The 26,803-nt window shown below is 73.3% G+C and carries 21 protein-coding genes and 1 pseudogene; 11 read left to right on the top strand and 11 right to left on the bottom strand.

Annotated elements, in window-relative coordinates:
* Nucleotides 1-86: 86 nt before the first annotated feature.
* The 7 genes and pseudogenes from ABZZ04_RS34105 to ABZZ04_RS34075 form a co-directional block, all read right to left on the bottom strand.
* Nucleotides 87-899 (bottom strand): CoA ester lyase, encoded by an 813-nt coding sequence (locus ABZZ04_RS34105; RefSeq protein WP_356936101.1) that lies wholly within the window; start codon nucleotides 897-899, stop codon nucleotides 87-89.
* Nucleotides 896-2,131, bottom strand: a complete 1,236-nt coding sequence (locus tag ABZZ04_RS34100) for a CoA transferase (RefSeq protein ID WP_356936100.1) — start codon at nucleotides 2,129-2,131, stop codon at nucleotides 896-898. The genes ABZZ04_RS34105 and ABZZ04_RS34100 overlap by 4 nt, the downstream gene beginning before the upstream one ends.
* On the bottom strand, nucleotides 2,128-3,012 hold the full coding sequence (gene rbsK, locus ABZZ04_RS34095; protein ID WP_356936099.1) for a ribokinase: 885 nt from the start codon (nucleotides 3,010-3,012) through the stop codon (nucleotides 2,128-2,130). Before rbsK ends, ABZZ04_RS34100 begins: the two co-directional genes overlap by 4 nt.
* Nucleotides 3,009-4,382 (bottom strand): ADP-ribosylglycohydrolase family protein, encoded by a 1,374-nt coding sequence (locus ABZZ04_RS34090; RefSeq protein ID WP_356936098.1) that lies wholly within the window; start codon nucleotides 4,380-4,382, stop codon nucleotides 3,009-3,011. Before ABZZ04_RS34090 ends, rbsK begins: the two co-directional genes overlap by 4 nt.
* Nucleotides 4,379-5,566, bottom strand: a complete 1,188-nt coding sequence (locus tag ABZZ04_RS34085; protein WP_356936097.1) for an ADP-ribosylglycohydrolase family protein — start codon at nucleotides 5,564-5,566, stop codon at nucleotides 4,379-4,381. The genes ABZZ04_RS34090 and ABZZ04_RS34085 overlap by 4 nt, the downstream gene beginning before the upstream one ends.
* On the bottom strand, nucleotides 5,508-6,893 hold the full coding sequence (locus ABZZ04_RS34080) for an ADP-ribosylglycohydrolase family protein (RefSeq protein WP_356936123.1): 1,386 nt from the start codon (nucleotides 6,891-6,893) through the stop codon (nucleotides 5,508-5,510). The genes ABZZ04_RS34085 and ABZZ04_RS34080 overlap by 59 nt, the downstream gene beginning before the upstream one ends.
* 27 nt (nucleotides 6,894-6,920) lie before the next feature.
* Nucleotides 6,921-7,883: pseudogene (locus ABZZ04_RS34075) on the bottom strand (ADP-ribosylglycohydrolase family protein); the annotation flags it as partial.
* A gap of 484 nt (nucleotides 7,884-8,367) precedes the next feature.
* Here ABZZ04_RS34075 and ABZZ04_RS34070 point away from each other — a divergent pair.
* From ABZZ04_RS34070 to ABZZ04_RS34060, 3 genes are all read left to right on the top strand, one after another.
* Nucleotides 8,368-9,102, top strand: a complete 735-nt coding sequence (locus ABZZ04_RS34070; RefSeq protein WP_148834307.1) for a VIT1/CCC1 transporter family protein — start codon at nucleotides 8,368-8,370, stop codon at nucleotides 9,100-9,102.
* 580 nt (nucleotides 9,103-9,682) lie between these two features.
* The gene (gltB, locus tag ABZZ04_RS34065) at nucleotides 9,683-14,266 is read left to right on the top strand and encodes a glutamate synthase large subunit (RefSeq protein ID WP_356936096.1); all 4,584 of its coding nucleotides are present in this window, start codon (nucleotides 9,683-9,685) and stop codon (nucleotides 14,264-14,266) included.
* Complete coding sequence (locus tag ABZZ04_RS34060; RefSeq protein ID WP_356936095.1) at nucleotides 14,259-15,719, top strand: glutamate synthase subunit beta; 1,461 nt, start codon at nucleotides 14,259-14,261, stop codon at nucleotides 15,717-15,719. Before gltB ends, ABZZ04_RS34060 begins: the two co-directional genes overlap by 8 nt.
* Nucleotides 15,720-15,853: 134 nt before the next feature.
* Here the strand turns inward: ABZZ04_RS34060 and ABZZ04_RS34055 are convergent, their stop codons facing one another.
* Nucleotides 15,854-16,777 carry a rhomboid family intramembrane serine protease gene (locus tag ABZZ04_RS34055; RefSeq protein ID WP_356936094.1) on the bottom strand — a complete coding sequence of 308 codons (924 nt, stop codon included), beginning with the start codon at nucleotides 16,775-16,777 and terminating at the stop codon, nucleotides 15,854-15,856.
* Nucleotides 16,778-16,918: 141 nt separating this feature from the next.
* Here ABZZ04_RS34055 and ABZZ04_RS34050 point away from each other — a divergent pair, with 141 nt between their 5' ends.
* From ABZZ04_RS34050 to ABZZ04_RS34040, 3 genes are all read left to right on the top strand, one after another.
* The gene (locus ABZZ04_RS34050) at nucleotides 16,919-17,662 is read left to right on the top strand and encodes a VWA domain-containing protein (protein WP_356936093.1); all 744 of its coding nucleotides are present in this window, start codon (nucleotides 16,919-16,921) and stop codon (nucleotides 17,660-17,662) included.
* Complete coding sequence (locus tag ABZZ04_RS34045) at nucleotides 17,659-18,222, top strand: HutD family protein (RefSeq protein ID WP_356936092.1); 564 nt, start codon at nucleotides 17,659-17,661, stop codon at nucleotides 18,220-18,222. Before ABZZ04_RS34050 ends, ABZZ04_RS34045 begins: the two co-directional genes overlap by 4 nt.
* 84 nt (nucleotides 18,223-18,306) lie before the next feature.
* Nucleotides 18,307-18,807 carry a pyridoxamine 5'-phosphate oxidase family protein gene (locus tag ABZZ04_RS34040; protein ID WP_356936091.1) on the top strand — a complete coding sequence of 167 codons (501 nt, stop codon included), beginning with the start codon at nucleotides 18,307-18,309 and terminating at the stop codon, nucleotides 18,805-18,807.
* Between the two features lie 17 nt (nucleotides 18,808-18,824).
* Here the strand turns inward: ABZZ04_RS34040 and ABZZ04_RS34035 are convergent, their stop codons facing one another.
* Genes ABZZ04_RS34035 through ABZZ04_RS34025 form a run of 3 tightly spaced genes read right to left on the bottom strand, consistent with a single transcriptional unit; the run spans nucleotide 18,825 to nucleotide 21,843 of the window.
* The gene (locus ABZZ04_RS34035; RefSeq protein ID WP_356936090.1) at nucleotides 18,825-19,826 is read right to left on the bottom strand and encodes an acyl-CoA dehydrogenase family protein; all 1,002 of its coding nucleotides are present in this window, start codon (nucleotides 19,824-19,826) and stop codon (nucleotides 18,825-18,827) included.
* Entirely contained in the window at nucleotides 19,826-20,971 is a 1,146-nt protein-coding gene (locus ABZZ04_RS34030; RefSeq protein WP_356936089.1) for an acyl-CoA dehydrogenase family protein, read from the bottom strand. Before ABZZ04_RS34030 ends, ABZZ04_RS34035 begins: the two co-directional genes overlap by 1 nt.
* Nucleotides 20,971-21,843 carry an enoyl-CoA hydratase gene (locus tag ABZZ04_RS34025; RefSeq protein ID WP_356936088.1) on the bottom strand — a complete coding sequence of 291 codons (873 nt, stop codon included), beginning with the start codon at nucleotides 21,841-21,843 and terminating at the stop codon, nucleotides 20,971-20,973. Before ABZZ04_RS34025 ends, ABZZ04_RS34030 begins: the two co-directional genes overlap by 1 nt.
* A gap of 93 nt (nucleotides 21,844-21,936) precedes the next feature.
* On the opposite strand from ABZZ04_RS34025, the gene ABZZ04_RS34020 reads away from it, so the two are divergent.
* The 5 genes from ABZZ04_RS34020 to ABZZ04_RS34000 all read left to right on the top strand — a co-directional run.
* Nucleotides 21,937-22,719, top strand: coding sequence for an SDR family oxidoreductase (locus ABZZ04_RS34020; RefSeq protein ID WP_356936087.1), 783 nt, complete (start codon nucleotides 21,937-21,939; stop codon nucleotides 22,717-22,719).
* A gap of 73 nt (nucleotides 22,720-22,792) precedes the next feature.
* Nucleotides 22,793-23,404: a TetR/AcrR family transcriptional regulator gene (locus ABZZ04_RS34015; RefSeq protein ID WP_356936086.1), complete on the top strand. Its 612-nt coding sequence runs from the start codon at nucleotides 22,793-22,795 to the stop codon at nucleotides 23,402-23,404.
* Nucleotides 23,405-23,437: 33 nt separating this feature from the next.
* A complete protein-coding gene (locus ABZZ04_RS34010) occupies nucleotides 23,438-24,595 on the top strand; it encodes an acetyl-CoA C-acetyltransferase (RefSeq protein WP_356936085.1) in 1,158 nt (385 codons plus the stop codon).
* A gap of 348 nt (nucleotides 24,596-24,943) precedes the next feature.
* The gene (locus ABZZ04_RS34005) at nucleotides 24,944-25,147 is read left to right on the top strand and encodes a cold-shock protein (protein ID WP_004985680.1); all 204 of its coding nucleotides are present in this window, start codon (nucleotides 24,944-24,946) and stop codon (nucleotides 25,145-25,147) included.
* Nucleotides 25,148-25,310: 163 nt separating this feature from the next.
* A partial coding sequence (locus ABZZ04_RS34000) for a DEAD/DEAH box helicase (RefSeq protein ID WP_356936084.1) occupies nucleotides 25,311-26,803 on the top strand: 1,493 nt, incomplete at its 3' end.

Raw genomic sequence — 26,803 nt, 5'->3', positions numbered from 1 at the left:
CGCCTCCCGGCCGCACACGCCGAAGCACGGGGCCCCGGACCGAACGGTCCGGGGCCCCCGTGCGTGTCCCGGGACGCGGCCCCTCCTCACCCCGCCCGCGCGGCCAGCGCCAGGGTCCTGCGCGCCGAGGCGACCACCGCCGCGTCGACGAACCGGCCGTCCGGCAGGGCCAGCGCCCCCTCGTCCGTCACGGCCGCCGCCACGATCTCCTGCGCCGCCTCGACCTCCCGCGCCGTCGGACGGAACGCCCGCTCGATGACCGGGAGCTGTCGGGGATGGATCGCGGCCCGGCCCAGGAAGCCCAGCGCCCGGCCGTGGGCGCAGGACGACCACAGCCCCTCCAGGTCCCGGACGTCCGGGAACACCGACTGGGTGGGCGGCGCCAGCCCCGCCGCGCGGGCGGCGACCACGACCCGGCTGCGCGACCAGTCGAGACCGGCGTCGTCCCGTACGCCCAGATCGGCCCGCAGATCCGCCTCGCCGAGGGCGATGGAACGCACCTGGGGGTGGGAGGCGGCGACCGTGTACGCGTGCTCGATGCCGAGCGCCGACTCCAGCAGCGGGCAGAGCGCCACCCCCGGGGCCACCGCCGCGATGTGGTGGACGGACGCCGCGTGGGTGATCTTGGGCAGCCGGAGCTCGGCCAGCCCCGGCAGCCCGGCGAGGGCGCGCACGTCCGCCTCCGTGTGGACCCGGACGTGCAGCGGCACGGCCCCGTCCCCGGCCGTCTCGGACAGCAGCTCGGCGGTGGCCGAGCGCGCGTACTCCTTGCGGTCCGGGGCGACCGCGTCCTCCAGGTCCACGATCACCACGTCCGCGCCCGAGTCGCGCGCCTTGCGCACCACCTCCGGCCGGTCCCCGGGGACGTACAGCCAGGTGAGCGGCACCGTCGCGGTCACAGGACGCGCTCCGCCCGCAGCGCGGCGATCTCCGCCCCCGACAGGCCCAGCCCGGTCAGGATCTCCTCGGTGTCCGCGCCGTGAGGCCGGCCCGCCCAGCGGATCGAGCCCGGTGTCGCGGAGAGCCGGAACAGGACGTTCTGCATCCGCAGCGGGCCCAGCTCCGGGTCGTCGATCTCGGTGACCGAGTCCAGGGCCCGGTACTGCGGGTCCTCCATCACGTCCCGGACGTCGTGGATCGGCGCGATGGCCGCCTCCGCCTTCTCGAAGGCGGAGACCGCCTCCTCGCGGGTGTGCCGGGCGATCCAGTTGCCGACCGCCCCGTCGAGTTCGTCGGCGTGCTCGGCGCGGGTGGTGCCGGCCGCGAACCAGGGCTCGTCGATCAGCTCCGCCCGGCCGACCAGCCGCATCACCCGCTCGGCGATCGACTGCGCGGAGGTGGAGACCGCGACCCAGTGCCCGTCCGACGTGCGGTAGGTGTTGCGCGGCGCGTTGTTCCGGGAGCGGTTGCCGGTGCGCGGCTGCACGTAGCCGAGCTGGTCGTACCAGATGGGCTGCGGGCCGAGCACGGTCAGCATCGGCTCGATGATCGCCATGTCGACGACCTGTCCCCGCCCGGTGCGGTCGCGCCCGGCGAGGGCGGTCATCACGGCGTACGCGGTGGCCAGGGCCGCGATCGAGTCGGCGAGCCCGAACGGCGGCAGCGTCGGCGGCCCGTCCGGCTCCCCGGTGATCGCGGCGAACCCGCTCATCGCCTCGGCCAGGGTGCCGAAGCCGGGGCGGTGCGCGTACGGGCCGAACTGGCCGAAGCCGGTGACCCGGGCCAGTACCAGCCGGGGGTTGGCGGCGTGCAGTTCCGCCCAGCCGAGCCCCCAGCGCTCCAGCGTCCCGGGCCGGAAGTTCTCGACGACCACATCGGCCCCGGCGGCCAGCCGGAGCAGGACGTCCCGGCCGCCCGGGGTGGACAGGTCGAGGGTCAGATTGCGCTTGTTGCGGCCCAGCAGCTTCCACCACAGGCCGACGCCGTCCTTCGTCGGGCCGTGCCCGCGGGAGGGGTCGGGCCGGCTCGGGTGCTCGACCTTGACGACCTCGGCGCCGAAGTCGCCGAGCATGGTGGCGCAGAGCGGACCGGCGAAGAGCGTGGCGAGGTCGATGACCCGCAGTCCGGTCAGAGGCGCCTGTGCGGTCGGAGGTGTCTGTGCGGTCGGGGGTGTCTGTGCGGTCCTGTTCATGCGGCGTCGATCTCCCCGCGGTACGGCATGGAGGTGGAGGCGCCCGGACGCTGTACGCAGAGCGCGGCGGCCGCGGAGGCCCAGGCCAGGGCCTCGGGCACGGGCCGCCGCTCGCCGAGCGCCACGGCGAGCGTGCCGACGAAGGTGTCGCCCGCCCCGGTGGTGTCCACGGCGGTGACCTCGGGGGCGGGGAAGAGGACGGGTTCGCCGCCCCGGGCCGCGTACAGGCAGCCCTTCGCACCGAGCGTGACGACGACCGCGGGGACCTGCCCGAGCAGGTGCCGGGCCGCCGCGTGGGGGTCGGTGAAGCCGGTGAGCGCCGCCGCCTCGTGCTCGTTGGGGATCAACAGGTCGACGCAGTCGAGGAGTTCGGGCGGCAGCGGCTGCACGGGGGACGGGGTGAGCAGGGTCCGCACGCCCTGGGCGTGGGCCACCCGCGCGCCCTCGATCACGGCGGACATCGGCAGTTCCAGCTGGAGGAGCAGCAGTTCGGCGCCCGCGATGGCGGCCATCTCGCCGGGGCCGAGCGCGGTGACGGTGCCGTTGGCGCCGGGGATCACCACGATGGAGTTGGCGCCCGTGTCGTCGACGACGACGTGCGCGGTGCCGCTGGGGCCCTGGGCGGTGTGCAGCAGGTCGGTGTCGATGCCCGCGTGCTCCAGGTTCGACCGCAGCCGGACGCCGTACTCGTCGTCCCCGACCGCGCCGATCATGATCACGTCGCCGCCCGCGCGGGCGGCGGCGACGGCCTGGTTGGCGCCCTTGCCGCCGGGGACGGTGAGCAGTTCCCGTCCGGTGACGGTCTCCCCGGGTTCCGGGGCCCGGGCGACGCGGGCGACGAGGTCCATGTTGGTACTGCCGAGCACCGCGATGCCGGTCATGGGCACAGTGCCTCCTTCTGGGCGAGCCGATGGGTCTGGTCGGCGAGTTCGTCGAAGCCGACGGAGTCGAAGCCGGGTACGGAGGTGGCGAGCCGGTTTTGCAGCGGGGCGGTCCAGCGGCCGGGCAGCCGGTCCGGGGCGCCGGCCAGCAGACCGGTCAGCGAACCGGCGGTCGCACCGTTGGAGTCGGTGTCCCAACCACCCGACACCGCACGGCAGATGGAGCCGGAGAAGTCGCCGTCGGCATGGGTGAGGGCGGCGGCGAGCAGGGCGGCGTTGGGCAGCACGTGGACCCAGTGGTACCCGCCGTACTCGGCGTGCAGCCGGTCGGCCACCGCGTCGAAGTCACGGCTCGCGCGGGCCGCACCGATCCCGAAGCGCACCGCGTGCGCGAACCGCGAGCGCGGCGGCACGACCCGCAGCCCGGTGGCCAGGCAGTCGTGCACGTCGCTCCCGCCCCCGGCCGCCCCGGCGAGTGCGGCGGCGGTGAACATCGCCCCGTACACCCCGTTGGCGGTGTGGCTGAGGACGGCGTCCCGGTGGGCCTGTTCCGCCGCGGCGGACGGGTCGCCCGGGTGCGTCCAGCCGTGCACGTCGGCCCGGATCTGCGCGCCGATCCACTCCCGGAACGGGTTGCGGTACCCGGCCGTGTGCGGGGGCTCGATCCCGTCCAGCAGATTGCGGTACGCGACCCGCTCGGCGGTGAACGTCCGGCCCGCCGGGAGCTCGTCGAGCCAGAGCCGGGCGAGGTCGCCGGTGGTGAAGGACGGGCCGTGGCGCCGGAGCAGCAGCAGGGTCAGCAGGGGGTGGTTGAGGTCGTCGTCCTCGGGCATGCCGTCGATGTTCTCGGCCAGCGAGCAGGACGCCGAGCGGCGGTTCCAGGGGTAGGTGGCGGCCAGCGCGGCGGGCAGCCCCCGGGCGGTGAACCAGGTGGTCAGCGGCCAGTTTCCGGTGGCGCGGGCGAGCGCGCGGATGCCGTCCAGCGGCAGCTTCTCCACGGGCTTGCCCAGCAGACAGCCGGCCGCCCGGCCCAGCCAGGCGGCGTGCAGCCGGTCCCGGTCCGCCGGAGGCGGGCCGGTGCGCGGGGCCGGCCAGTCGGGACAGGCGGCCCGGACCTCGGCCCACCCGGTCGGCTCGTCGTCCCGCAACGGCGACTCCAGCAGGGCGAGTTCGTCGAGCAGCCGCTCGGCCAGCGCACGCAGTTCCGGTGCCGGTGAGGTGGACGCGCCCGCGCGTTCCGGGGCGGGGGAGCCGCCCGCCTCGTACCACCGGCGTGCGACGGCCCGCGCGTCCCGGCCGTCCTCGGCGGCCTGGCGCAGTTCGTGGCCGACGAGGTCCTCGGGCTGCACCCAGGTCACCCGTACCGTCATGCCGTGCCCACCAGCGCGGCGAACGCCGACTCGTGCGCGCGGCGCCGGAGGGCGTCCCGTGCGAACACCTCGCGGGCGACCTGCGCCAGGGTCCGCGCGGGGGCGTGCAGATCGAGCCGGCTGGCCCCGGCGACGGTCCGCGCCCAGTCGGCGGGGACGGCCCGCTCTCCGCCGAGCGCGCCCGCGACGGCGCCGCTCATCGTGGCGATCGAGTCGCAGTCCCGGCCGTAGTTGACCGAGCCGAGCACCGCGTGCCGGTAGTCGCCGCCCGCGACGAGCAGCATGCCGAGCGCGATCGGGAGCTCCTCGATGGCGTGCAGCCGGGACGGCCGGCGGGCGGCGAGGGACGGGGCGCGGTAGTCGGGGCCGACGGTGTCGAAGGGGGCGACCGCGGCGCGCAGCGGTTCCAGCGCCGACTCGAAGTCGTCGTACCGGGCGGCCGTTTCGCACACCGCCTCGATGGCCGACCGGGTGCCGTCCTTGGCGAGCGACAGACAGGTGTCGACGACGCCGGCGGGCGTCGCGCCCGGGGCGCAGGCGGCGGAGACGGCCGCCGCGAAGACCCCGGCCGCCTCCCTGCCGTAACTGGACTGGTGGGCACCGGCGACGTCCAGCGCCTCGGCGTAGGCGGCCTCCGGGTGGGCGGCGTTGACCAGCCCGACCGGGGCCATGTACATCGCCGCACCGCAGTTGACGATGTTCCCGCAGCCCGCCTCGCGCGGATCGACGTGGCCGTAGTGCAGCCGGGCGACGATCCACTTCTCGGCGAGGAAGATCCGCTGGAGCGGCAGCGCCTCGGCCTCCAGCTCGGGAATCCAGCGGAGGTTGGTGATCAGCTCCGGCACGAGGTGGTCGGCGACCGCGTACGCGTCGAGGTGGTCGCGCACGGCCTCGTACACCCGGACCAGCGCATGGGTCATCAGGGTGTCGTCGGTGACGTGCCCGTCGCCCTTGTGGTACGGGGCGACGGGGCGCGCCGTGCGCCACCGGTCGCCGTCCCACGGGCCGACGATCCCGTCGATCCGGCCGCCGTGGCGGGCCACGATCTGCTCGGGCGACCGGCCCTCGACCGGGCCGCCGAGCGCGTCACCGACCGCGGCGCCGACCAGCGCGCCGGTGATCCGTTCATCGAGTGTGAGTGCCGTGGGTCCCGTCGCGGACCGACTGGCCGTCATGGATGTCATGTCCGAATTGTCCACCCGGGGGCTTCGGTTCCGTGTCTGCCAGCAGCCCGGCGAGTTCGATGAGGTCGGTGCCCGCGAGACGGGGCAGCGCGCACCCGGCCAGGGTGCGGCAGGACTCGCGCCAGCCGTCCGGGACGGTGCCGATGCCGCCGAGCGCGCCGGTCAGCGCACCCGCCAGGGCCGGTGCGGAGTCGGCCACCCGGGACAGGCACGCCGCCGCCGGAACGGCCTGGGCGATCCGGCCGCGGGCGGCGGTGGCCAGGGCGAGGGCGACCGGGACGGTCTCGGCCGCGGCGATCCCGTAGCTGTAGACGTGGTCGACGATCTGGTGCTCCAGCACCGGTACGAGGGCGAACGCGCCCGCCTCCTCGCCGACGAAGTCGCGGGCGATCCGGACCGCGTGGGCGGCGTTGCGGGCGATCTCCGTGCCGTCGGGGAGCTGGGCGAGCGCGGCGTTCACCGCGGTGTCCACGTCCGCGCCGCCCAGCGCCTCGGCGATCGCGGCGGCCATGGCGCGGGCGCCGTGCACCCCGTCGCCGTCCTGGGTGTAACGGGCGTCGAACTCGGCGAGTTCGGCCGCGGCGGCGGGGTCGGCGGGATGGGCGACGGCGAGCACGGCGGCCCGTACGCAGGCCGCGTCGTCGAAGTAGTGCGGGTTGTCGTGGCCGGTGGCGGGCGGGCGCAGCCCGGCGGCGAGGTTGCCGAGGCCGGCCCGTACCGAGATCCGGGCGCGCAGGGGGAGCACCGCGGACTCGACCTCGGGGGCGCGGGCGGAGGCCGCGGCGACCTCGGCGGCCAGCGCGTTCCAGGCGACGTCGACGGCGGCCCGCATCCGGCGCCCGGGGGACAGCCCGTGCAACGGGCCGACCGCGGAGGTGAGCACGGTACCGGCGGCGAACGCCGCCCATTCGGCGTCGTCGGACGGGCCCAGCCGCAGGGGCTCGGGCGGCTGGTTGAGCGCGATGGGGACGGGCAGTGTGGTCGTGGCGTTCTGCTCGGCGAAGGTGTCGAGCTCCCGGGTCAGGCGCCGGGTCCACTCGGGCATCCGGGCCGCCCGGTGCCGCGCGGCGGGCCACCCGGCGGCGTCCCCGGAGGCGAGCCCGAGCAGCAGCCCCTCGATCCTGGCCCGTCGTCCGGGACCGGTCCGGACGCGGGGCCGGGGGGCGGGGGAGGAGAGTGGGCCGGGGGAGGGCGGGGCGTCGGGTGTGACGGCGGGGGAGGGGGCGGCCGGGGTCGGGGTCGGGGTCGGGCGTGTGCCGGTACGCGGCCGGGCCGCGCCCCTCGCAGCCGCACCGTCCGCACCACCCGCACCGTCCGTACCACCCATGCCGTCCGTGTCCTTCGTGTCGTCCGCGTCGTCCGGGGTGAGCAACTCCGCGATCTCCAGGACGTGGTGGCCCCGCATCGTCGGCAGGCAGCTGCCCCGGACCGGGCCGATCGCCTCCCCCCAGCGCCGCGGGATCGCGGACATCCCGTGCAGGGCACCGGCCAGGGCCCCGGCCACCGCGGCCGTGGTGTCCGCGTCGCGGCCCATGTTGACCGCGGTCAGCACCGCCGTACGGAAGTCCCCGCGCGCCGCGGCGAACGCGCCGAAGGCCAGCCCGACCGCCTCGGGCGCCAGGTCCGTCCAGGGGTAGCCGCCGACGACCACGGCGGAGCGCACCGCGCGCTCCATGGTCAGCCGGTCGGGGTAGGCGCGCTGCGCCGCCGCCACCGCGCGCCGCAGCGAACGCGCCGTCCAGGAGTCCATCGGGACGACGGACAGCGCGGCGGCGATCACCGAGGCGACCCCGGCCCCCGTCATCGCCGCGGCCACCCCGGCCGCCACCGCCTGCCCGCCGTAGATGCCCTCCCCGTCGTGGCTGACCCGGCCGTCCACCGCGACCAGCCGCGCCGCCTCGTCCGGCCGGCCCGCCGCGAAGACGCCGAACGGGGCCGCCCGCATCGCCAGGCCGTCGCTCCAGGCGTGCCGGTGCTGGGCGGAGATCGGGGCGGCGAGCCCCCGGCGGAGGTTCTCCAGCGTCCCCCGCTCGCTGAACCCGGCCCCGCGGAACGGGCCCTCGTCCAGGTCGGCGATCCACAGGTGCCAGGCCCGCTCCACGTGTGTGACGGTCAGCGCGGAACCGTGCCGGGCGAGCAGCAGCCCGGAGAAGATCGCGTACTCCGTGTCGTCCGTGCCCGCGGGGTCGTCGCTCACGAAGCCCTCGATCCGGCCCCAGCGGCGACGGATCTCGGACGGCCGCATGTTCTCCGCCGGTGCGCCCAGCGCGTCGCCGACCGCGAGACCGAGCAGGGAGCCGCGTGCCCGGTCGCCCAGGTCCGCCCGCCCCGCCCGGCCCGTACCGTCCGGGTCCGTGCCGTCAGGGGTCGCCGCCGGGTCCGTACCGTGCCGGTCCGCCGCCCCCGCGTCGCATCGGTCCGTCGTGCCCGCGTCGCGCCGACCCGCCGCGTCCGCCCCGTCGTGGACCGTCGTTCCCGTGCCGTCCGTCCGCGGCTCCGCCGGATTTCCTGCGATCAACTCCATGGCGTCGACCCTTCGCACACACCGAGTCAGTTCTCCTACCTCCTCCGATCTGTGCCACGCGAAGCGTCGACAGAGGCCGGTCAGCACAACAAAAGGGCCAGTCGGATGACGGTTCGGATGGTGCGTCAGAAGTGGGAAGGAAGGCCTTACTTACCTGGTCAGAGGGGTGGTAAGTACGGCCTGCCTTGCTGGCGGGAGCCATTTTTCGCGCGTACTTTCGATGGTGTCGAGCGGGGGCGGAACGGGTGAATCCCGCTGCCGGAGAAGGGGAAGAACCGTGGCCATCATCGAGACCGACGCCGTACTGCACGAGGCGCACCGCGACAACCACACCCACCGCGACGTCAACGGCGGCTGGCTGCGTCCGGCGGTGTTCGGGGCGATGGACGGGCTGGTCTCCAACCTGGCGCTGATGACCGGTGTCGCGGGCGGCGCCGTCTCCCAGCAGACGATCGTGATCACCGGTCTGGCGGGCCTGGCGGCCGGTGCGTTCTCCATGGCGGCCGGCGAGTACACCTCCGTGGCCTCGCAGCGCGAGCTCGTCGAGGCCGAACTCGACGTCGAGCGGCGCGAATTGCGCAAGCACCCCATGGACGAGGAGCGGGAGCTCGCCGAGCTGTACGAGTCCCGCGGCGTCGACGCGGAGCTCGCCCGGGAGGTCGCGCGGCAGCTGTCCCGCGACCCGGAGCAGGCCCTGGAGATACACGCCCGCGAGGAGCTCGGCATCGACCCGGCCGACCTGCCCTCGCCGCTCGTCGCCGCGGTGTCGTCGTTCGGTGCGTTCGCGCTGGGCGCCCTGCTGCCCGTGCTGCCGTACCTGCTCGGCGCGACCGCGCTGTGGCCGGCGGTGCTGCTGGCGCTGGCCGGACTGTTCGCCTGCGGCGCGGTGGTGGCCCGGGTCACGGCGCGCGGTTGGCTGTACAGCGGGCTGCGCCAGCTGACGCTGGGCGGAGCCGCGGCGGCCGTCACCTACGGTCTGGGCACGCTGTTCGGGGTGGCCGTCGGGGGCTGAGCACCCGACGGGTCCCGACGCGGAACCGGGCGGACGCACCCACGGCGGGCGCGTCCGCCCGTCGCGTGCCACCCGTCCGCCCGTCGCGTGCGGCCCGCCGCGTGTCGTGTGCAGCCCGCCGTGTGTCCGCCCGTCGCACGTCCGCTTCGCGTGCCGCCCGTCGCGCGTCCGCATTCCGACGCGCCCCTCGACGCGTCCCCGGAACGTCCGCGCCCGCGCCGTGTCCGCCACCCGTGTGACGTACGTCTTGGTGGCCGCCACTGGGCGGAACCGGCACCACCGGCGTAAAATGAGTCGCTATGCAGGGCTACACATAAGTAGTCGTTACCTGGCGGTTTCAGTTTCTTCGCCGCCGGGCATGAGTCGTGGACACCGCGGGCAACGACGCCTGCTCTCCGCGGCTCCCAGGGCGCCGATCATCCGACTGCGACCCACTCCACCGTCATCGATGGTGTCCGTATGTTGGAACGAACTATCCGCTTCTTGAGCAGCGACCCATCATGTAACCTGCACGAAATTTCGCAGAGGGCCAACGTCGTCCCTCGGCACTGCACATGCCACGACGACGACGGGAGAGCCAATGCGCATCGACGCCTGGTCGCCCATGGACGGTCGCCCCGCCCAGCAGGGGATGTACGACCCCCGTAACGAGCACGACGCCTGCGGCGTCGGGTTCGTGGCCACTCTGACCGGTGTGGCCAGCCATGAGCTGGTCGAGCAGGCGCTGACCGTGCTGCGCAATCTCGAACACCGCGGTGCCACCGGATCCGAGCCCGACTCCGGCGACGGCGCGGGCATCCTCCTCCAGGTGCCGGACGCCTTCCTGCGCGAGGAGGTCCCCTTCGACCTCCCCGGGGCCGGTGCCTACGCCGTCGGAACCGCCTTCCTGCCCGCGGACGACGCCACCGAGGCCGTCCGCGAGCTGGAGAAGATCGCCGCGGAGGAGGGGCTCAAGGTCCTCGGCTGGCGCCAGGTCCCCGTCACCCCCGACATCCTCGGCAACGGCGCCCGCGCCACCATGCCCGAGTTCCGCCAGCTCTTCGTCGCGGACGGCACGAGCACCGGCATCGCGCTCGACCGCAAGGCCTTCGTGCTGCGCAAGCGCGCCGAGCGGGAGGCCGGGGTGTACTTCCCCTCGCTCTCCGCCCGCACCGTCGTCTACAAGGGCATGCTCACCACCGGGCAGCTGGAGCCGTTCTTCCCGGACCTCTCCGACCGCCGCTTCGCCACCGCCGTCGCCCTGGTCCACTCCCGGTTCTCCACCAACACCTTCCCGAGCTGGCCGCTCGCCCACCCGTACCGCTTCGTCGCGCACAACGGCGAGATCAACACGGTCAAGGGCAACCGCAACTGGATGAAGGCCCGCGAGTCCCAGCTCGCCTCCGAGCTGTTCGGCCCCGCCGCCGATGGGCGCGACGGCGAGTCCCGGCTCGACCGGATCTTCCCCGTCTGCACCCCGGACGCCTCCGACTCCGCCTCCTTCGACGAGGTCCTGGAGCTGCTCCACCTCGGCGGCCGCTCGCTGCCGCACTCGGTGCTGATGATGGTCCCCGAGGCCTGGGAGAACCACGCCTCCATGGACCCGGCCCGGCGCGCCTTCTACCAGTACCACTCCACGATGATGGAGCCCTGGGACGGCCCGGCCTGCGTCACCTTCACCGACGGCGTCCAGGTCGGCGCGGTCCTGGACCGCAACGGTCTGCGCCCCGGCCGCTACTGGGTCACCGACGACGGCCTCGTCGTGCTCTCCTCCGAGGTCGGCGTCCTGGACATCGACCCCGCGAAGGTCGTCCGCAAGGGCCGCCTCCAGCCCGGCCGGATGTTCCTCGTCGACACCGCCGAGCACCGCATCATCGAGGACGACGAGATCAAGGCCGCCCTCGCCGCCGAGCACCCCTACGAGGAGTGGCTGCGAACCGGCGAGATCGAGCTGGAGGACCTGCCCGAGCGCGAGCACATCGTGCACACGCACGCCTCCGTCACCCGCCGCCAGCAGACCTTCGGCTACACCGAGGAAGAGCTCCGCGTCATCCTCGCGCCGATGGCCCGCACCGCCGGCGAGCCGCTCGGCTCCATGGGCACGGACTCGCCGATCGCCGCGCTGTCCGAGCGCCCCCGCCTGCTCTTCGACTACTTCACCCAGCTGTTCGCGCAGGTCACGAACCCGCCGCTGGACGCCATCCGCGAGGAGCTCGTCACCTCGCTGCGCTCCTCGCTGGGCCCGCAGGGCAACCTGCTGGAGCCGACCGCCGCCTCGTGCCGCAGCGTCACCCTGCCGTTCCCGGTGATCGACAACGACGAGCTGGCCAAGCTGATACACATCAACGCCGACGGCGACATGCCCGGCATGAAGGCCGCCACGCTCTCCGGCCTCTACCGGGTCGGCGGCGGCGGGGAGGCCCTCGCCGCCCGGATCGAACAGATCCGCACCGAGGTCGACACCGCCATCGAGGACGGCGCCCGCCTGATCGTCCTGTCCGACCGGCACTCCGACGCCGAGCACGCGCCGATCCCCTCGCTGCTGCTCACCTCGGCCGTCCACCACCACCTCATCCGCACCAAGCAGCGCACCCAGGTGGGCCTGCTGGTCGAGGCCGGTGACGTCCGCGAGGTCCACCACGTCGCGCTGCTGATCGGCTACGGCGCCGCCGCGGTCAACCCGTACCTGGCGATGGAGTCCGTCGAGGACCTGGTCCGCGCCGGTACGTTCATCGAGGGCATCGAGCCCGAGAAGGCCATCCGGAACCTGATCCACGCGCTCGGCAAGGGCGTCCTGAAGGTCATGTCCAAGATGGGCATCTCGACGGTCGCCTCCTACCGGGGCGCCCAGGTCTTCGAGGCCGTCGGCCTGGACGAGGAATTCGTCGCGAAGTACTTCAACGGCACCGCCACCAAGATCGGCGGCGCCGGCCTCGACGTCGTCGCCCGGGAGGTCGCCGCCCGCCACGCCAAGGCGTACCCCGCCTCCGGCATCTCCGCCTCGCACCGCGCGCTGGAGATCGGCGGCGAGTACCAGTGGCGCCGCGAGGGCGAGCCGCACCTGTTCGACCCGGAGACGGTCTTCCGCCTCCAGCACTCCACGCGCAACAAGCGCTACGACATCTTCAAGAAGTACACCGACCGGGTGAACCAGCAGTCCGAGCGCCTCATGACGCTCCGCGGCCTGTTCGCCTTCAACCCGGACCGCGCCCCGATCCCCGTCGACGAGGTCGAGCCCGTCTCCGAGATCGTCAAGCGCTTCTCCACCGGCGCCATGTCGTACGGCTCCATCTCCCGCGAGGCGCACGAGACCCTCGCCATCGCCATGAACCAGCTGGGCGGCAAGTCCAACACCGGCGAGGGCGGCGAGGACGCCGACCGGCTCCACGACCCGGCGCGCCGCTCGTCCATCAAGCAGGTCGCCTCCGGCCGCTTCGGCGTGACCAGCGAGTACCTGGTCAACGCGGACGACATCCAGATCAAGATGGCGCAGGGCGCCAAGCCTGGCGAGGGCGGCCAGCTGCCCGGCCACAAGGTCTACCCGTGGGTCGCGAAGACCCGGCACTCCACCCCGGGCGTCGGTCTGATCTCCCCGCCGCCGCACCACGACATCTACTCCATCGAGGATCTGGCCCAGCTGATCCACGACCTCAAGAACGCCAACCCGGCGGCCCGCATCCACGTGAAGCTGGTCTCCGAGGTCGGCGTCGGCACGGTCGCCGCCGGTGTCTCCAAGGCCCACGCCGACGTCGTGCTGATCTCCGGCCACGACGGAGGCACCGGCGCCTCCCCGCTGACCTCGCTGAAGCACGCGGGCGGCCCCTGGGAGCTCGGCCTGGCCGAGACCCAGCAGACCCTGCTGCTCAACGGCCTGCGCGACCGCATCGTCGTGCAGACCGACGGCCAGCTGAAGACCGGCCGCGACGTCGTCATCGCCGCCCTGCTGGGCGCCGAGGAGTTCGGTTTCGCGACCGCGCCGCTCGTCGTCTCCGGCTGCGTCATGATGCGCGTCTGCCACCTGGACACCTGCCCGGTCGGCATCGCCACCCAGAACCCCGTCCTGCGCGACCGGTTCTCCGGCAAGGCCGAGTACGTCGTCAACTTCTTCGAGTTCATCGCCCAGGAGGTCCGCGAGCTCCTCGCCGAGCTGGGCTTCCGCTCGATCGAGGAGGCCGTCGGCCACGCCGAGCTGCTCGACACCGACCGCGCGGTCACGCACTGGAAGGCACAGGGCCTCGACCTGGAGCGGCTGTTCCACGTCCCCGAGCTGCCCGAGGGCGCCGTCCGGCACCAGCTGGTCGAGCAGGACCACGGTCTGGCCAAGGCCCTCGACAACGAGCTGATCAGGCTCGCCGCCGACGCCCTGGGCGCGGACGGTGCCGAGGCCGCCCAGCCGGTCCGGGCACAGGTCGCGATCCGCAACATCAACCGGACCGTCGGCACCATGCTCGGCCACGAGGTGACGAAGAAGTTCGGCGGCGCGGGACTGCCGCAGGACACCATCGACATCACCTTCACCGGTTCCGCCGGCCAGTCCTTCGGCGCCTTCGTGCCCGGCGGGGTGACGCTGCGCCTGGAGGGCGACGCCAACGACTACGTCGGCAAGGGCCTGTCCGGCGGCCGGATCGTGGTCCGCCCGGACCGCGGCGCCGACCACCTCGCCGAGTACTCCACCATCGCGGGCAACACCATCGCCTACGGCGCCACCGGCGGCGAACTCTTCCTGCGCGGCCGCACCGGCGAGCGGTTCTGCGTCCGCAACTCCGGCGCCACGGTCGTCTCGGAGGGCGTGGGCGACCACGGCTGCGAGTACATGACCGGCGGACACGCCGTCGTGCTCGGCGGGACCGGACGCAACTTCGCGGCCGGCATGTCGGGCGGCGTCGCCTACGTCATCGACCTGGACCGGGACAACGTGAACGCCGGCAACCACGGCGCGATCGAAGCCCTCTCCGACGCCGACGAGCGGTGGCTGCACGACGTGGTGCGCCGCCACCGCGAGGAGACCGGCTCCACGGTCGCCGAGAAGCTGCTGGCCGACTGGGACACGGCGGTGGCCCGCTTCAGCAAGATCATCCCGTCCACGTACAAGGCAGTGCTCGCCGCCAAGGAAGCCGCTGAGCTCGCCGGTCTCTCCGAGCGGGAGACCACCGAGAAGATGATGGAGGCGGCGACCAATGGCTGACCCCAAGGGCTTTTTGACCACCGGGCGCGAGGTCGCCGAGACCCGCCCCGTGACCGAGCGCGTCAAGGACTGGAACGAGGTCTACGTCCCCGGCTCGCTGCTCCCGATCATCAGCAAGCAGGCCGGGCGCTGCATGGACTGCGGCATCCCGTTCTGTCACAACGGCTGCCCGCTCGGAAACCTCATCCCCGAGTGGAACGACTACGCCTACCGCGAGGACTGGGCGGCCGCGTCCGAGCGCCTGCACGCCACGAACAACTTCCCGGAGTTCACCGGGCGGCTCTGCCCGGCCCCGTGCGAGTCGGCGTGCGTGCTGGGCATCAACCAGCCGGCCGTCACCATCAAGAACGTCGAGGTCTCCATCATCGACAAGGCGTGGGGCAACGGCGACGTCACCCCGCAGCCGCCCGAGCGGCTCTCCGGCAAGACCGTCGCGGTCATCGGCTCGGGACCGGCGGGCCTGGCCGCCGCCCAGCAGCTGACCCGGGCCGGTCACACGGTCGCCGTCTACGAGCGCGCGGACCGCATCGGGGGCCTCCTGCGGTACGGCATCCCCGAGTTCAAGATGGAGAAGTCGCACATCAACCGCCGCATCGAGCAGATGCGCGCGGAGGGCACCAAGTTCCGCACCGAGACCGAGATCGGCCGGGACATCGACGCGGCCAGGCTCCGCCGCCGCTACGACGCGGTGGTCATCGCCGCGGGCGCCACCGTCTCCCGCGACCTGCCCGTCCCGGGCCGCGAGCTGAACGGCGTGCACTTCGCCATGGAGTACCTGCCGCTGGCCAACAAGGTGCAGGAGGGCGACCTGACGGTCGCCCCGATCACCGCCGAGGGCAAGCACGTCGTCGTCATCGGCGGCGGCGACACCGGCGCCGACTGCGTCGGCACCGCCCACCGCCAGGGCGCCCTGTCCGTCACCCAGCTGGAGATCATGCCGCGGCCGGGCGACGAGCGGAACGCCAACCAGCCCTGGCCGACGTTCCCCATGCTCTACAAGGTCACCTCCGCGCACGAGGAGGGCGGCGAGAGGGTCTACTCCGTCTCCACCACCCACTTCGAGGGCGACGAGGACGGCAACGTCCAGGCGCTGCACCTGGTCGAGGTGGAGTTCAAGGACGGCAGGTTGGAGCAGAAGCCCGGCACCGAGCGGCGCATCCCCGCGCAGCTGGTCACCCTCGCCATGGGCTTCACCGGCACCGACCGGTCCAACGGCCTGGTCCAGCAGTTCGGCCTGGAGCTCGACGAGCGCGGCAACGTCGCGCGCGACGCGGACTTCGCCACCAACGTCGACGGCGTGTTCGTCGCCGGTGACGCGGGCCGCGGCCAGTCCCTCATCGTGTGGGCCATCGCCGAGGGCCGCTCCGCCGCGCGCGGGGTGGACCGCTTCCTCACCGGAGCCAGCGCCCTGCCGGCCCCGATCCGCCCGACGGACCGTGCCCTCATGGTCTGATCGCGACACCCATGGATGTCCCGCACAACGGCGTGCGGAACCGATACGGCGCCTGCCCGTCCCCGACCGGACGATCCCGGCAGGCGCCGTGGCGCGTCCGGGGCCGGGCCTCCCAGGCCCGGCCCCGGACCCGCTCAGCCGGTCAGCGCGGACGTCTTGAGCACCACCAGCAGCACCAGCGCGGCGCCCAGCACCACGCACGCGGCGGCCTGGACCACCGTGCGGCGCCCCGCCGGAGCGTAGGCGTACGCCACCGTGACCAGGCCGCCGGTCAGCAGCCCGCCCAGGTGGCCCTGCCACGAGGTGAACCCGGCCGAGATCAGCATCCAGATCAGGAAGCCGGCCATGAAGCGGTTCACCGCCCGCATGTCGCGGCCCAGCCGCCGGTTGATGACGTAGAACGCCGCCCCGAGACCGAAGACCGCGCCCGAGGCGCCCACCGTGCCGTCCGACGGCGCGATCAGGTACACCAGCACCGAACCGCCCAGCGCGGACAGCAGGTACAGCGCGAGGTAGCGGACCCGGCCCAACTGCGCCTCGACGACCCGGCCCAGGTTCCACAGCGCGTACATGTTGAACAGGATGTGCAGCACCCCGAACGGCAGCGAGCCGAAGGACGAGGCGTCCGGCGGCAGGTGCAGGAAGGCACCGGTCAGCAGCCGGTACCACTCGCCGTCCACCACCCCGACCACGTCGAAGCCGGGAAAGGTCCCGCCCTCGTACAGGTACTTGTTCCCGTCCGGGCCGTTCAGCCCCGCGCCCAGCATCGCGAACCGGTCGACGATCCCGGGACGGATCAACTCGCCCAGGTAGACGAGGACGTTGAGACCGATCAGCACATAGGTGACCAGCGGCACCGCGGACCTCGCCACCGCGCCGCCGAACACGGTGCGCGCCTGCCGGACCGAACGCTGCCCCTCCTTCACGCACTCCACGCAGTGGTGGCCCACGGCGGCCTCGCGCATGCAGTCGGGACAGATGAAGCGTTCGCAGCGGACGCAGCTCACATACGTCTCGTACGACGGATGCCGGTAGCAGGTGGTGATCGCGGCCTCCACGGCAGGCTCCTTCACGGGTGGACTGGCACGAGCGGCCGGTGGGGACGGCGGCGATCAAGATAGCGAACGGCCGGAGCCCGGGGACATCCGGGTGTCCTAGGCTCGGGGGGACCGGCACGCGTCGAGGACCGGAGGGACCACATGACCGACCCATCTGCCGCGCAGGGCCCGGCGATCAGCCTCCGCAAGGTCGAGGAGAGCGCGCCCGCGCTGGTCGGCCTCTACAAGAGCGCCTCGATCTCGCTGGCGAAGCACCGCCTGGGCGGCGAACGCGCCGCGGTCTACCTGGTGCTCGACCGCTCCGGCTCCATGCGGGGGTACTACAAGGACGGCAGCGTCCAGGCCCTGGCCGACCGGGTGCTGGGACTGGCGGCCCACCTGGACGACGACGGCCGCGTCCCCGTCTTCTTCTTCTCCACGGACATCGACGCCGTCGCCGACGTGGCCCTGGACAACCACCGCGGCCGGATCGACGCGATCGCGGCGGACCTCGGCCACATGGGACTGACCAACTACCACCTGGCCATGGACGCCGTCATCGACCACCACCTCGAAAGCGGTGCCACCGCCCCCGCGCTCGTCGTCTTCCAGACGGACGGCGGCCCGACCAGCAGGCACGCGGCCGAGCGCTATCTCTGCAAGGCGGCGGGACTGCCGATGTTCTGGCAGTTCATCGGCTTCGGCAACAAGCGGAGCAAGCAGTTCGACTTCCTGCGCAAGCTCGACGAACTGCCCGTGCCCGCCAAGCGGCCCGTCGACAACGCCGGCTTCTTCCACGCCGGATCCGACCCGCGCCGGGTCCCGGACGCCGAACTCTACGACCGGCTCGTCGCCGAGTTCCCGCAGTGGCTGGCCGCGGCCAGGGCCCGGGGGATCGCCAAGTGACCGCCCGGGTGCTGCGCGCGGCCGGCCGTACGGCCACGCCCTGGAAGAACGGCGGGGGAGTCACCCGGGAGATCGCGGCGTATCCCGAGGGCGCGCCGATGGACGCCTTCGACTGGCGGGTCAGCCTCGCCGAGGTGACCGAGGACGGGCCGTTCTCCACGTTCCCCGGCGTCGACCGCACCCTGACCGTGGTCGAGGGCGCCGGCATGGACCTCATGGTGGACGGTGAGCACCACATCGTCGACGAGCCGTACTGGCCGCACGACTTCCCCGGTGACCCGGCGACCGACGGCACACTGCTCGGCGGCCCGGTCGTCAACCTCAACGTGATGTGCCGCAGGGGGCGGACGAGCGCGGCCGTCGCGGTGGTGCGCGGCACCGTCCGGCTGTCGGCGCCCCCGGGCGGAGCGGTGCTCGCCGTCGCGCTGGAGGACGGCGCGGTGCTCGACGGCACGGAGTGCGAACTCGACCGCTACGACGCACTGCTGACGCGGGACGCGGCGGCGGGGGTGCTGCGGACCCATGGGTGGGTGCTGCTGGTCACCCTGTCGGACGACTGAGCCGGCCGAGCCGAAGGGCGGACCGGCCGGCGCGGGCCGGGAAACACGACAGAAGATGTCGGGTATCCAGGGTTCCATGGGCGCATGACATCGAGTTCCTGGGAAGAGTTCCACACGGCGGAACCGGCCTTCGCCGATGCCGTCCGTGCCCGCTTCGGGCAGTACAGGCACCACGTCCTGGCGACCCTGCGCAAGGACGGATCGCCGCGCGTGACCGGGCTGGAGGTGGACTTCCGCTTCGGCGAGCTGTGGCTCGGCATGATGCCGAACTCGCGCAAGGCGCTGGACCTGCGCCGCGACCCGAGGTTCGCGGTGCACGCCAACCCCGGGCCGGACGCCGACATGACGGACGGCGACGTCCGGGTCTCCGGCCGCGCCGTGGAGGTCACCGACCCCGACGTCCTGGCCCGCTTCGTCGAGGAGATGAACCCGCCCCAGCCGTTCCACCTCTTCCGCACAAAGATCCAGGAGGTGGTCCGCGTCTCCGTGGAGGGGGAGGAACTGGCGGTCCGGACGTGGCGGCCCGGGAAGCCGGTGCGCACGATCCTCCTGCGCGGGGAGGCCGAGGCCCCCGAGGGGAGCTGACCGCCCCGGCCGTCCGCTCAGCTGTCCCCGCCCCCGTCCGCCAGCACCCGCGCCCGGCACGCCCCCGGCGCCCCCCACGCGTCCCGCAGGGGGCGGGCCCGGCGCAGCCACAGCGACAGGTCCAGCTCCTGGGTGTACCCCACCGCCCCGTGCAGCTGCAGGGCCGCCCGCGCCGCCGCGTACCCCGCCTCGCCCGCCGTCACCTTGGCCGCCGCCACCTGCGCCCCGGCGTCCGGCGCCCCCTCGGCGAGCGAGAGCGCCGCCCCGTACAGCAGCGGACGGGCGAACTCCAGCCCGATCAGCACGTCCGCGAGCCGATGCTTGACCGCCTGGAAGGAGCCGACGGCGGTACCGAACTGGGTGCGCTGCTTCACGTACCCGACCGTGTCCCGCAGCAGCGCCTCGCCCGTGCCGAGCGCCTGCGCGGCCGTCGCGAACGACGCCCACTCGAAGGCCCGGCCCGCCGCCTCCCGCACCCGCGGGCCGGTGGCGAGCACCTTCCCGCCCGGCTCGGGCCGCCACAGCCGCCGGGCCGGGTCGGCCGACACCCGGAGCTCCCCGGGACCGGGCGCGAGCCGCAGCTCGTCACCGGTCACGGTGAACACGGCGTCCACGGCGTCCGCGTCCAGCGCGTACGGCCCGCGGCCCGCGAGCAGCAGCGTCGCCGACGCCGCGCCCGACGCCAGCGCGGGCAGCCACTCCCCGGCCGCCGCACCGCCCACCCCGGCCAGGAGCACCCCGGCCGCGACCGTCTCCACCGCCGGGCCCGGTACCGCGTGCCGCCCCAACTCGGTGAAGGCCACCGCGACTTCGACCGGCAACGGGCCCACGCCCCCGTACTCACCGGGAACCGCCAGCGCGAACACCCCGGCCTCCGCCAACCGGTCCCAAAGGGCCCCACCCGGCCCGTGGTCCCCGGCGGCCCAGGCCCGTACCACCGACGGGGTGTCCGAGGCCGCCAGCATCCCGTCCAGCGAGCGGGCGAACTCCCGCTGCTCTTCGTCGAGGAGGAACCGCATCAGCGCCGTCCCTTCGGCAGGCCGAGCAGCCGCTCGGCGACGATGTCGCGCTGGATCTCGTTCGTACCGGCGTAGATGGGGCCCGCGAGGGCGAAGACGTATCCCTCGCCCCACGCGGAACCGGCGAGTTCCCCGTCCGGGCCCAGCAGGTCGAGCGCCGTCTCGTGCAGCGCGATGTCGTACTCGGACCAGAACACCTTGTTCAGGCTGGACTCCGCGCCGGCGGCCGTCCCCGCCGCGAACCGCGAGGCGGCGGCGCAGGTGAAGAGCCGATAGGCGCGCGCCCCGATCACCGCGTCCGCCACCCGGTCGCGCAGCGCCGTGTCCGACGGGTCGCCGTGGGCCCGCCACAGTGCGACGAGCCGGTCGGCGGAGGCCAGGAAACGGCCGGGGGAGCGGAGCGTCAGCCCGCGCTCGGCGCCCGTCGCCGACATGGCGATGCGCCAGCCCTGCCCCGGCTCCCCGATGACGTCCTCGTCCGGCACGAACACCTCGTCCAGGAACAGTTCGGCGAAGGCGGGCCTGCCGTCCAGCCGCCCGATCGGCCGGACCGAGACGCCGGGCGCCGACAGGTCGAACATCAGATACGTCAGCCCGTGGTGCGGCTTCGCGGCTCCGGGGTCCGTACGGAAGATGCCGAACGCCCGGTCCGCGAACGCGGCCCGCGACGACCAGGTCTTCTGCCCCGACAGCAGCCAGCCGCCGTCCGTGCGCACCGCCCGCGAACGCAGCGAGGCCAGGTCCGAACCGGCCTCCGGCTCGGACCACGCCTGCGCCCAGATCACCTCGCCGCTCGCCATCGGCGGCAGGATCCGGGCCCGCTGCTCCTCGGTGCCGTGGTCGAAGAGGGTCGGGGCGAGGAGGTTGATGCCGTTCTGCGAGACCCGGCCGGGGCCGCCCGCCGCGTAGTACTCCTCCTCGAAGGCCAGCCACTCGAAGACGTCGGCGTCCCGGCCGCCGTGGGCGGCCGGCCAGGAGACGACCGACCAGCGGTCCGCGTACAGCCGGGCCTCCCACTCCCGGTGCGCGGCGAAGCCCTCGGCGGTCTCCAGCGACGGCAGCGGCTCGGCGGGCACGTTGGCCCGCAGCCAGCGGCGCGCCCCGGCCCGCAACTCCTCCTCCTGCGGCGTGCGCGACAGGTCCATCAGCCGCCCGCCTTCTTCATCGCGGCGACATCCATCCCGCCGAGCGGGTCCGCGGAGGTCTCCGCGTTGTGCGCGTGGGCGAGGTGGTGCAGGCCGAAGACCGAGTCCAGGCCGGTGTGCAGCCCCTGGAGGTCCTCGGCCTGGTTGACCGCGCGCTTGGTGAGGGCCAGCCCGAGGCGCGGCATCGTGGCGATCCGCTCCGCCAGCTCCCGGGTGCGGTCGTCGAGTTCGTCCGCCGCCACCACCTGGTTCACCATGCCGATCTCGTACGCCCGGCGGGCGCTCATCCGGTCGCCGGTGAACAGGAACTCCTTCGCTATCCGGGGCGGCATCACCCAGGGGTGCGCGAAGTACTCGACGCCGGGGATGCCCATCCGCACCACCGGATCGGCGAAGAAGGCGTCCTCGCCCGCCACGATCAGGTCGCAGATCCAGGCGAGCATCAGCCCGCCGGCCACGCACGCCCCCCGGACCGAGGCGACGACCGGCTTCGGCAGTTCGCGCCAGCGCCTGCACATGCCGAGGTAGACCTCCGACTCGCGGGCGAAGCGGCTCTCCGCGCCCGCCTTGTCGCTGTGGTCCCACCACAGTCCGGCCCGGCGCTCGAAGGGCAGGTGCGCGTCGCGTTCGGGCGTGCCGATGTCGTGGCCCGCCGAGAAGTGCTCCCCGGCGCCCGTCAGCACGACCACCTTGACCTCGGCGTCCTCGGCGGCCCGGTAGAACGCGGCGTCCAGGGCGTAGGTCATGGCCGAGTTCTGGGCGTTGCGGTAGCGCGGGCGGTTCATCGTGACGTACGCGACCGGGCCCCGGCGCTCGTACAGCACCGGGCCGTCCCGGCGGTCGTCGGCGGATGTGTCGTGGGCAGCGGGCATCGGCTCATCCTTCCCTAACAAGTGTTTGGTAGGTTAACGTACGGGCACGAGCACCGTCGAGGATCCGAGGAACGGGACCGAGGAGGCACGGGCGTGAGCGCACCGCAGTACGTACCCGGACACGGACTGCTGGCCGGCCGCACGGCCGTCGTCACCGCCGCCGCGGGCGCCGGCATCGGCGGGGCCACCGCCCGCAGGTTCCTGGAGGAGGGGGCCCGCGTCGTCATCGGCGACCTGCACGCCCGCCGGCTGAAGGAGACCGAGGACGCCCTCGCCGGGGAGTTCGGCGCGGACCGCGTCGCCGCACTGCCCTGCGACGTCACCGACGAGACCCAGGTCCGGGCCCTGTTCGCACTCGCCGAACGGGTGCACGGCGGCCTCGACGTCGTCGTCAACAACGCCGGACTCGGCGGCACCGCCGAACTCACCGAGATGACCGACGAACAGTGGACCAGGGTCCTCGACACCACCCTGAACGGCACCTTCCGCTGCACCCGCGCAGCCCTGCGCTCACTGCGCGCGGCCGGCCGCGGCGGCGTCGTCGTCAACAACGCCTCCGTCGTCGGCTGGCGCGCCCAGAGCGGCCAGGCCCACTACGCCGCCGCCAAGGCGGGCGTCATGGCGCTCACCCGCTGCGCCGCGATCGAGGCCGCCGCGTACGGGGTGCGCGTCAACGCCGTCGCCCCCAGCCTCGCCATGCACCCCCACCTGGCGAAGGTCACCTCGGCCGAACTCCTCGACGAACTCACCGCGAAGGAGGCGTTCGGCCGCAGTGCCGAACCGTGGGAGGTGGCCAACGTCATCGTCTTCCTCGCCAGCGGCTACTCCTCGTACCTGACCGGCGAGGTCGTCTCCGTCAGCAGTCAGCGTGCCTGACCGTGCGCGGCCCACGACGCCACCACCGCCCGCCGGACCGGGACCCGGCGGCCACCGGGCGGAGAATGGGCAGGTGCCTACCAAGAAGAAGCCCCAGGGGACCCCCTCGCCCGAGCGGCGCCGCGAACTGCTCGCCACCGCCGCCGAGGTCTTCGCCGCCCAGGGATACAACGCCACCACCGTCCGCAAGATCGCGGACGAGGCCGGGATGCTCGCGGGCAGCCTCTACTACCACTTCGATTCCAAGGAATCGATGATCGACGAGATCCTCTCGACCTTCCTCGACGAACTCTGGGAGGGGTACGACGCGGTGCTCGCCGCCGGACTCGGCCCCCGGGAGACCATCGAGGCCCTCGTCACCGAGTCCTTCCGGGAGATCGACCGGCACCGCGCCGCCGTCGCCATCTACCAGAAGGAGTCCAGGCACCTGGCCGCCCAGCCGCGCTTCCAGTACCTCGTCGACTCCCAGCAGAAGTTCGAGAAGGCGTGGCTCGGCACGCTGGAGCGCGGCGTCGCCGACCGCACCTTCCGCGCCGACCTGGACATCCGCCTCACCTACCGCTTCGTCCGCGACACCGTCTGGGTCGCCGCGTCCTGGTACCGGCCGGGCGGACTGCACAGCCCCGAGGAGATCGCCCGCCAGTACCTCTCGATGGTCCTGGACGGCATCGCCCTGCGCACGTAACCGACCCGTCACGCCCCAGGAGGAGCAGCAGCCATGGCCGAGGCATACATCGTCGAAGCGGTACGCACCCCGGTCGGCCGGCGAGGGGGCGGACTCGGCCGGGTCCACCCCGCCGACCTCGGCGCCCACGTCCTGAAGGCACTCGTCGAACGGGCCGGCATCGACCCGGCGGCCGTCGACGACGTCGTCCTCGGCTGCCTCGACACCGTCGGACCGCAGGCCGGCGACATCGCCCGCACCTGCTGGCTGGCCGCCGGACTGCCCGAGGAGGTCCCCGGCGTCACCGTCGACCGCCAGTGCGGCTCCTCCCAGCAGGCCCTGCACTTCGCCGCCCAGGGCGTCATGTCCGGCACCCAGGACCTGGTCGTCGCGGGCGGCACCCAGAACATGACCCAGATCCCCATCGCCTTCGCCTCCCGTCAGGCCGCCGAGCCCCTCGGTCTGACGGAAGGCCCGTACGCGGGCAGCGAGGGCTGGCGCGCCCGGTACGGCGACGCCCCGGTCAACCAGTTCCACGGCGCCCAGCTGATCGCCGAGAAGTGGGGCATCGGCCGCCGGGACATGGAGGAGTTCGCGCTCCGTTCCCACCACCGCGCGATCCGCGCCGTCGACGAGGGCCGCTTCGCGCGCGAGACCGTCGCCCTCGGCGACGTCACCACCGACGAGGGACCGCGCCGCGACACCACCCCGGAGAAGATGGCCGCGCTGAAACCGGTCGTGGAGGGCGGCACGATCACCGCGGCCTGCTCCTCGCAGGTCTCCGACGGCGCCGCCGCCCTGCTCATCGCCTCCGAGCGCGCCGTCGCCGAGCACGGCCTCACCCCCCGCGCCCGCGTCCACCACCTCTCGGTGCGCGCCGAGGACCCGATCCGCATGCTGTCGGCGCCGATCCCCGCCACCGCGCACGCCCTGAAGAAAACCGGGATGACCATCGACGACATCGACCTGTTCGAGATCAACGAGGCGTTCGCCCCGGTCGTCCTGGCCTGGCTGAAGGAGACCGGTGCCGACCCCGACCGGGTCAACGTCAACGGCGGCGCGATCGCCCTGGGTCACCCGCTCGGCGCAACCGGCGCCCGGCTGATGACCACCCTGCTGCACGAACTGGAACGCACCGGCGGCCGCTACGGACTCCAGACCATGTGCGAGGGCGGCGGCCAGGCGAACGTCACCATCGTCGAACGGCTCTGACCGCCGGTCCCGGCCCGACGCCGCCGCCGGGCCCTCGGGGACCGGCCCCGAGAGCGATTCCCGACGGAGTTCCGAACACTCCCCGGACCGGAAACCACAAGGGTCCGGCCGGGAACCGGAAGGGAATCCACCGACCTTCGGCGCGGCGCGTTCCCGTCGAAGGTCGGCGGAACGTGCTACGGTTGTCGCGTTGCAGTTTTGGTACCCATGAACTTTATGTGCGCCTGACGGGAATGCTTCCTCAGGCGCATTATTGTTTTCCGGCTTCTCCGGATGGGGCTCAATGCGGCGACCTGGGAATTCGTGAGTGCGGATTTCCGGCACTGCACCTCTGTTTAGGAGAACGACATGGCTACTGGAACCGTGAAGTGGTTCAACTCGGAAAAGGGCTTCGGCTTCATCGAGCAGGACGGCGGCGGCGCCGACGTCTTCGCCCACTACTCCAACATCGCCACCTCGGGCTTCCGTGAGCTCCAGGAAGGCCAGAAGGTCACCTTCGACGTCACGCAGGGCCAGAAGGGCCCGCAGGCGGAGAACATCGTCCCGGCCTGATCGCCGGACGCGTACCTCGCAGCCGGGGCCCGCACCGTGAAGGTGCGGGTCCCGGCTTGTGCTGTCCCGGGGCACCGCACGACGGCAGCCCCCGCAGCACTTCCCCGCAATGGAACACGAATTCCAGGAACTCCCGAGGAATCCCCCAGGAGGGCAATTCCGTATGACCCGCTCCGAACGCCAGGACCGACCCGCCCGCAACCGCCCGTCGAGGGGGCGCGGCACGGCCCCGGCAAAGGCAACCGCCAAGGGTTCCGGCAAGGGATCCGGCAAGGCGTCGCCCCGTCGCAGGGCCACGCCGCCGCAGGGTGAATTCGCCCTGCCCGAGACCATGACCCCCGCACTGCCCGCCGCCGAGACGTTCGCCGAGCTGGACATGCCCGCGGCCCTGCTGAAAACCCTTGCCGCGCAGGGCGTCACTGAACCGTTCCCGATCCAGGGCGCCACCCTGCCGAACTCGCTCGCCGGCCGCGACATCCTCGGCCGCGGGCGCACCGGCTCCGGCAAGACCCTCGCCTTCGGCCTCGCCCTGCTCGCCCGCACCGCCGGACGGCGCGCCGAGCCGCGCGCCCCGCTCGCCCTGGTCCTCGTGCCCACCCGCGAGCTCGCCCAGCAGGTCACCGACGCGCTGACGCCGTACGCGACCTCCGTGCAGCTGCGTCTGGCCACCGTCGTCGGCGGCATGTCGATCACCAAGCAGTCCGGCGCGCTGCGCCGCGGCGCCGAGGTGCTCGTCGCCACGCCCGGACGGCTGAAGGACCTCATCGAGCGCGGCGACTGCGACCTCGGCCAGGTCGCCATCACCGTCCTCGACGAGGCCGACCAGATGGCCGACATGGGCTTCATGCCGCAGGTCGTCGCCCTGCTCAAGCAGGTCGAGCCGGACGGCCAGCGGATGCTGTTCTCCGCCACGCTCGACAAGAACATCGACCGGCTGGTCAAGATGTTCCTCACCGACCCCGTCGTGCACTCCGTCGACCCGTCCGCGGGCGCGGTCACCACGATGGAGCACCACGTGCTGCACGTGGCCGACGCGACCGACAAGAAGGCCGTCGCCACCAGGATCGCCGCCCGGGACGGCCGCGTGATCATGTTCGTGGACACCAAGCGCGCCGCCGACCGCTTCGCCAAGCGGCTGCTCGCCAGCGGCGTACGGGCCGCCGCCCTGCACGGGGGACGCTCCCAGCCGCAGCGCAACCGGACCCTGGACCAGTTCAAGAACGGCCAGGTCACCGCGCTCGTCGCGACGAACGTGGCGGCCCGCGGCATCCACGTCGACGACCTCGACCTGGTCGTGAACGTGGACCCGCCGACCGACCACAAGGACTACCTCCACCGGGGCGGGCGCACGGCGCGTGCCGGGGAGTCCGGCAGCGTCGTCACCCTGGTGCTGCCGGAGGAGAAGCGGGACATGACCCGGCTGATGGCCGACGCGGGCATCGCCCCCCGGACCACCCGGGTCTCCTCCGGCGACGAGGAACTCGTCCGGATCACCGGCGCCCGCGAGCCGTCCGGTGTCGCGGTCGTCATCGAGGTCCCGCAGCCGACCCCGCCGAAGCAGCGCACCCGCTCGGGCAGCGGCTCGTCGGGCGGCGGTTCCCGCTCGGGCGGCCGCAGCCGGGGCCGGCGCGGCGCCGGGCAGGGCGGCGGCGAGGC

It is taken from the genome of Streptomyces sp. NPDC006435 (genome assembly GCF_040612315.1).
Taxonomy (GTDB): domain Bacteria; phylum Actinomycetota; class Actinomycetes; order Streptomycetales; family Streptomycetaceae; genus Streptomyces.
The sequence above is the reverse complement of the archived record's forward strand: the minus strand, read 5'-3'. Positions and strand labels throughout refer to the sequence as shown.

Bases quoted from the DNA above. Each gene is read 5' to 3' on its own strand.
- ABZZ04_RS34100 (WP_356936100.1), bottom strand. From the start codon at position 2,131: ATGAACAGGACCGCACAGACACCCCCGACCGCACAGACACCTCCGACC.
- rbsK (WP_356936099.1), bottom strand. From the start codon at position 3,012: ATGACCGGCATCGCGGTGCTCGGCAGTACCAACATGGACCTCGTCGCC.
- ABZZ04_RS34090 (WP_356936098.1), bottom strand. From the start codon at position 4,382: ATGACGGTACGGGTGACCTGGGTGCAGCCCGAGGACCTCGTCGGCCAC.
- ABZZ04_RS34085 (WP_356936097.1), bottom strand. From the start codon at position 5,566: ATGACATCCATGACGGCCAGTCGGTCCGCGACGGGACCCACGGCACTC.
- ABZZ04_RS34080 (WP_356936123.1), bottom strand. From the start codon at position 6,893: ATGGGTGGTACGGACGGTGCGGGTGGTGCGGACGGTGCGGCTGCGAGG.
- gltB (WP_356936096.1), top strand. From the start codon at position 9,683: ATGCGCATCGACGCCTGGTCGCCCATGGACGGTCGCCCCGCCCAGCAG.
- ABZZ04_RS34060 (WP_356936095.1), top strand. From the start codon at position 14,259: ATGGCTGACCCCAAGGGCTTTTTGACCACCGGGCGCGAGGTCGCCGAG.
- ABZZ04_RS34050 (WP_356936093.1), top strand. From the start codon at position 16,919: ATGACCGACCCATCTGCCGCGCAGGGCCCGGCGATCAGCCTCCGCAAG.
- ABZZ04_RS34040 (WP_356936091.1), top strand. From the start codon at position 18,307: ATGACATCGAGTTCCTGGGAAGAGTTCCACACGGCGGAACCGGCCTTC.
- ABZZ04_RS34035 (WP_356936090.1), bottom strand. From the start codon at position 19,826: ATGCGGTTCCTCCTCGACGAAGAGCAGCGGGAGTTCGCCCGCTCGCTG.
- ABZZ04_RS34030 (WP_356936089.1), bottom strand. From the start codon at position 20,971: ATGGACCTGTCGCGCACGCCGCAGGAGGAGGAGTTGCGGGCCGGGGCG.
- ABZZ04_RS34025 (WP_356936088.1), bottom strand. From the start codon at position 21,843: ATGCCCGCTGCCCACGACACATCCGCCGACGACCGCCGGGACGGCCCG.
- ABZZ04_RS34010 (WP_356936085.1), top strand. From the start codon at position 23,438: ATGGCCGAGGCATACATCGTCGAAGCGGTACGCACCCCGGTCGGCCGG.
- ABZZ04_RS34005 (WP_004985680.1), top strand. From the start codon at position 24,944: ATGGCTACTGGAACCGTGAAGTGGTTCAACTCGGAAAAGGGCTTCGGC.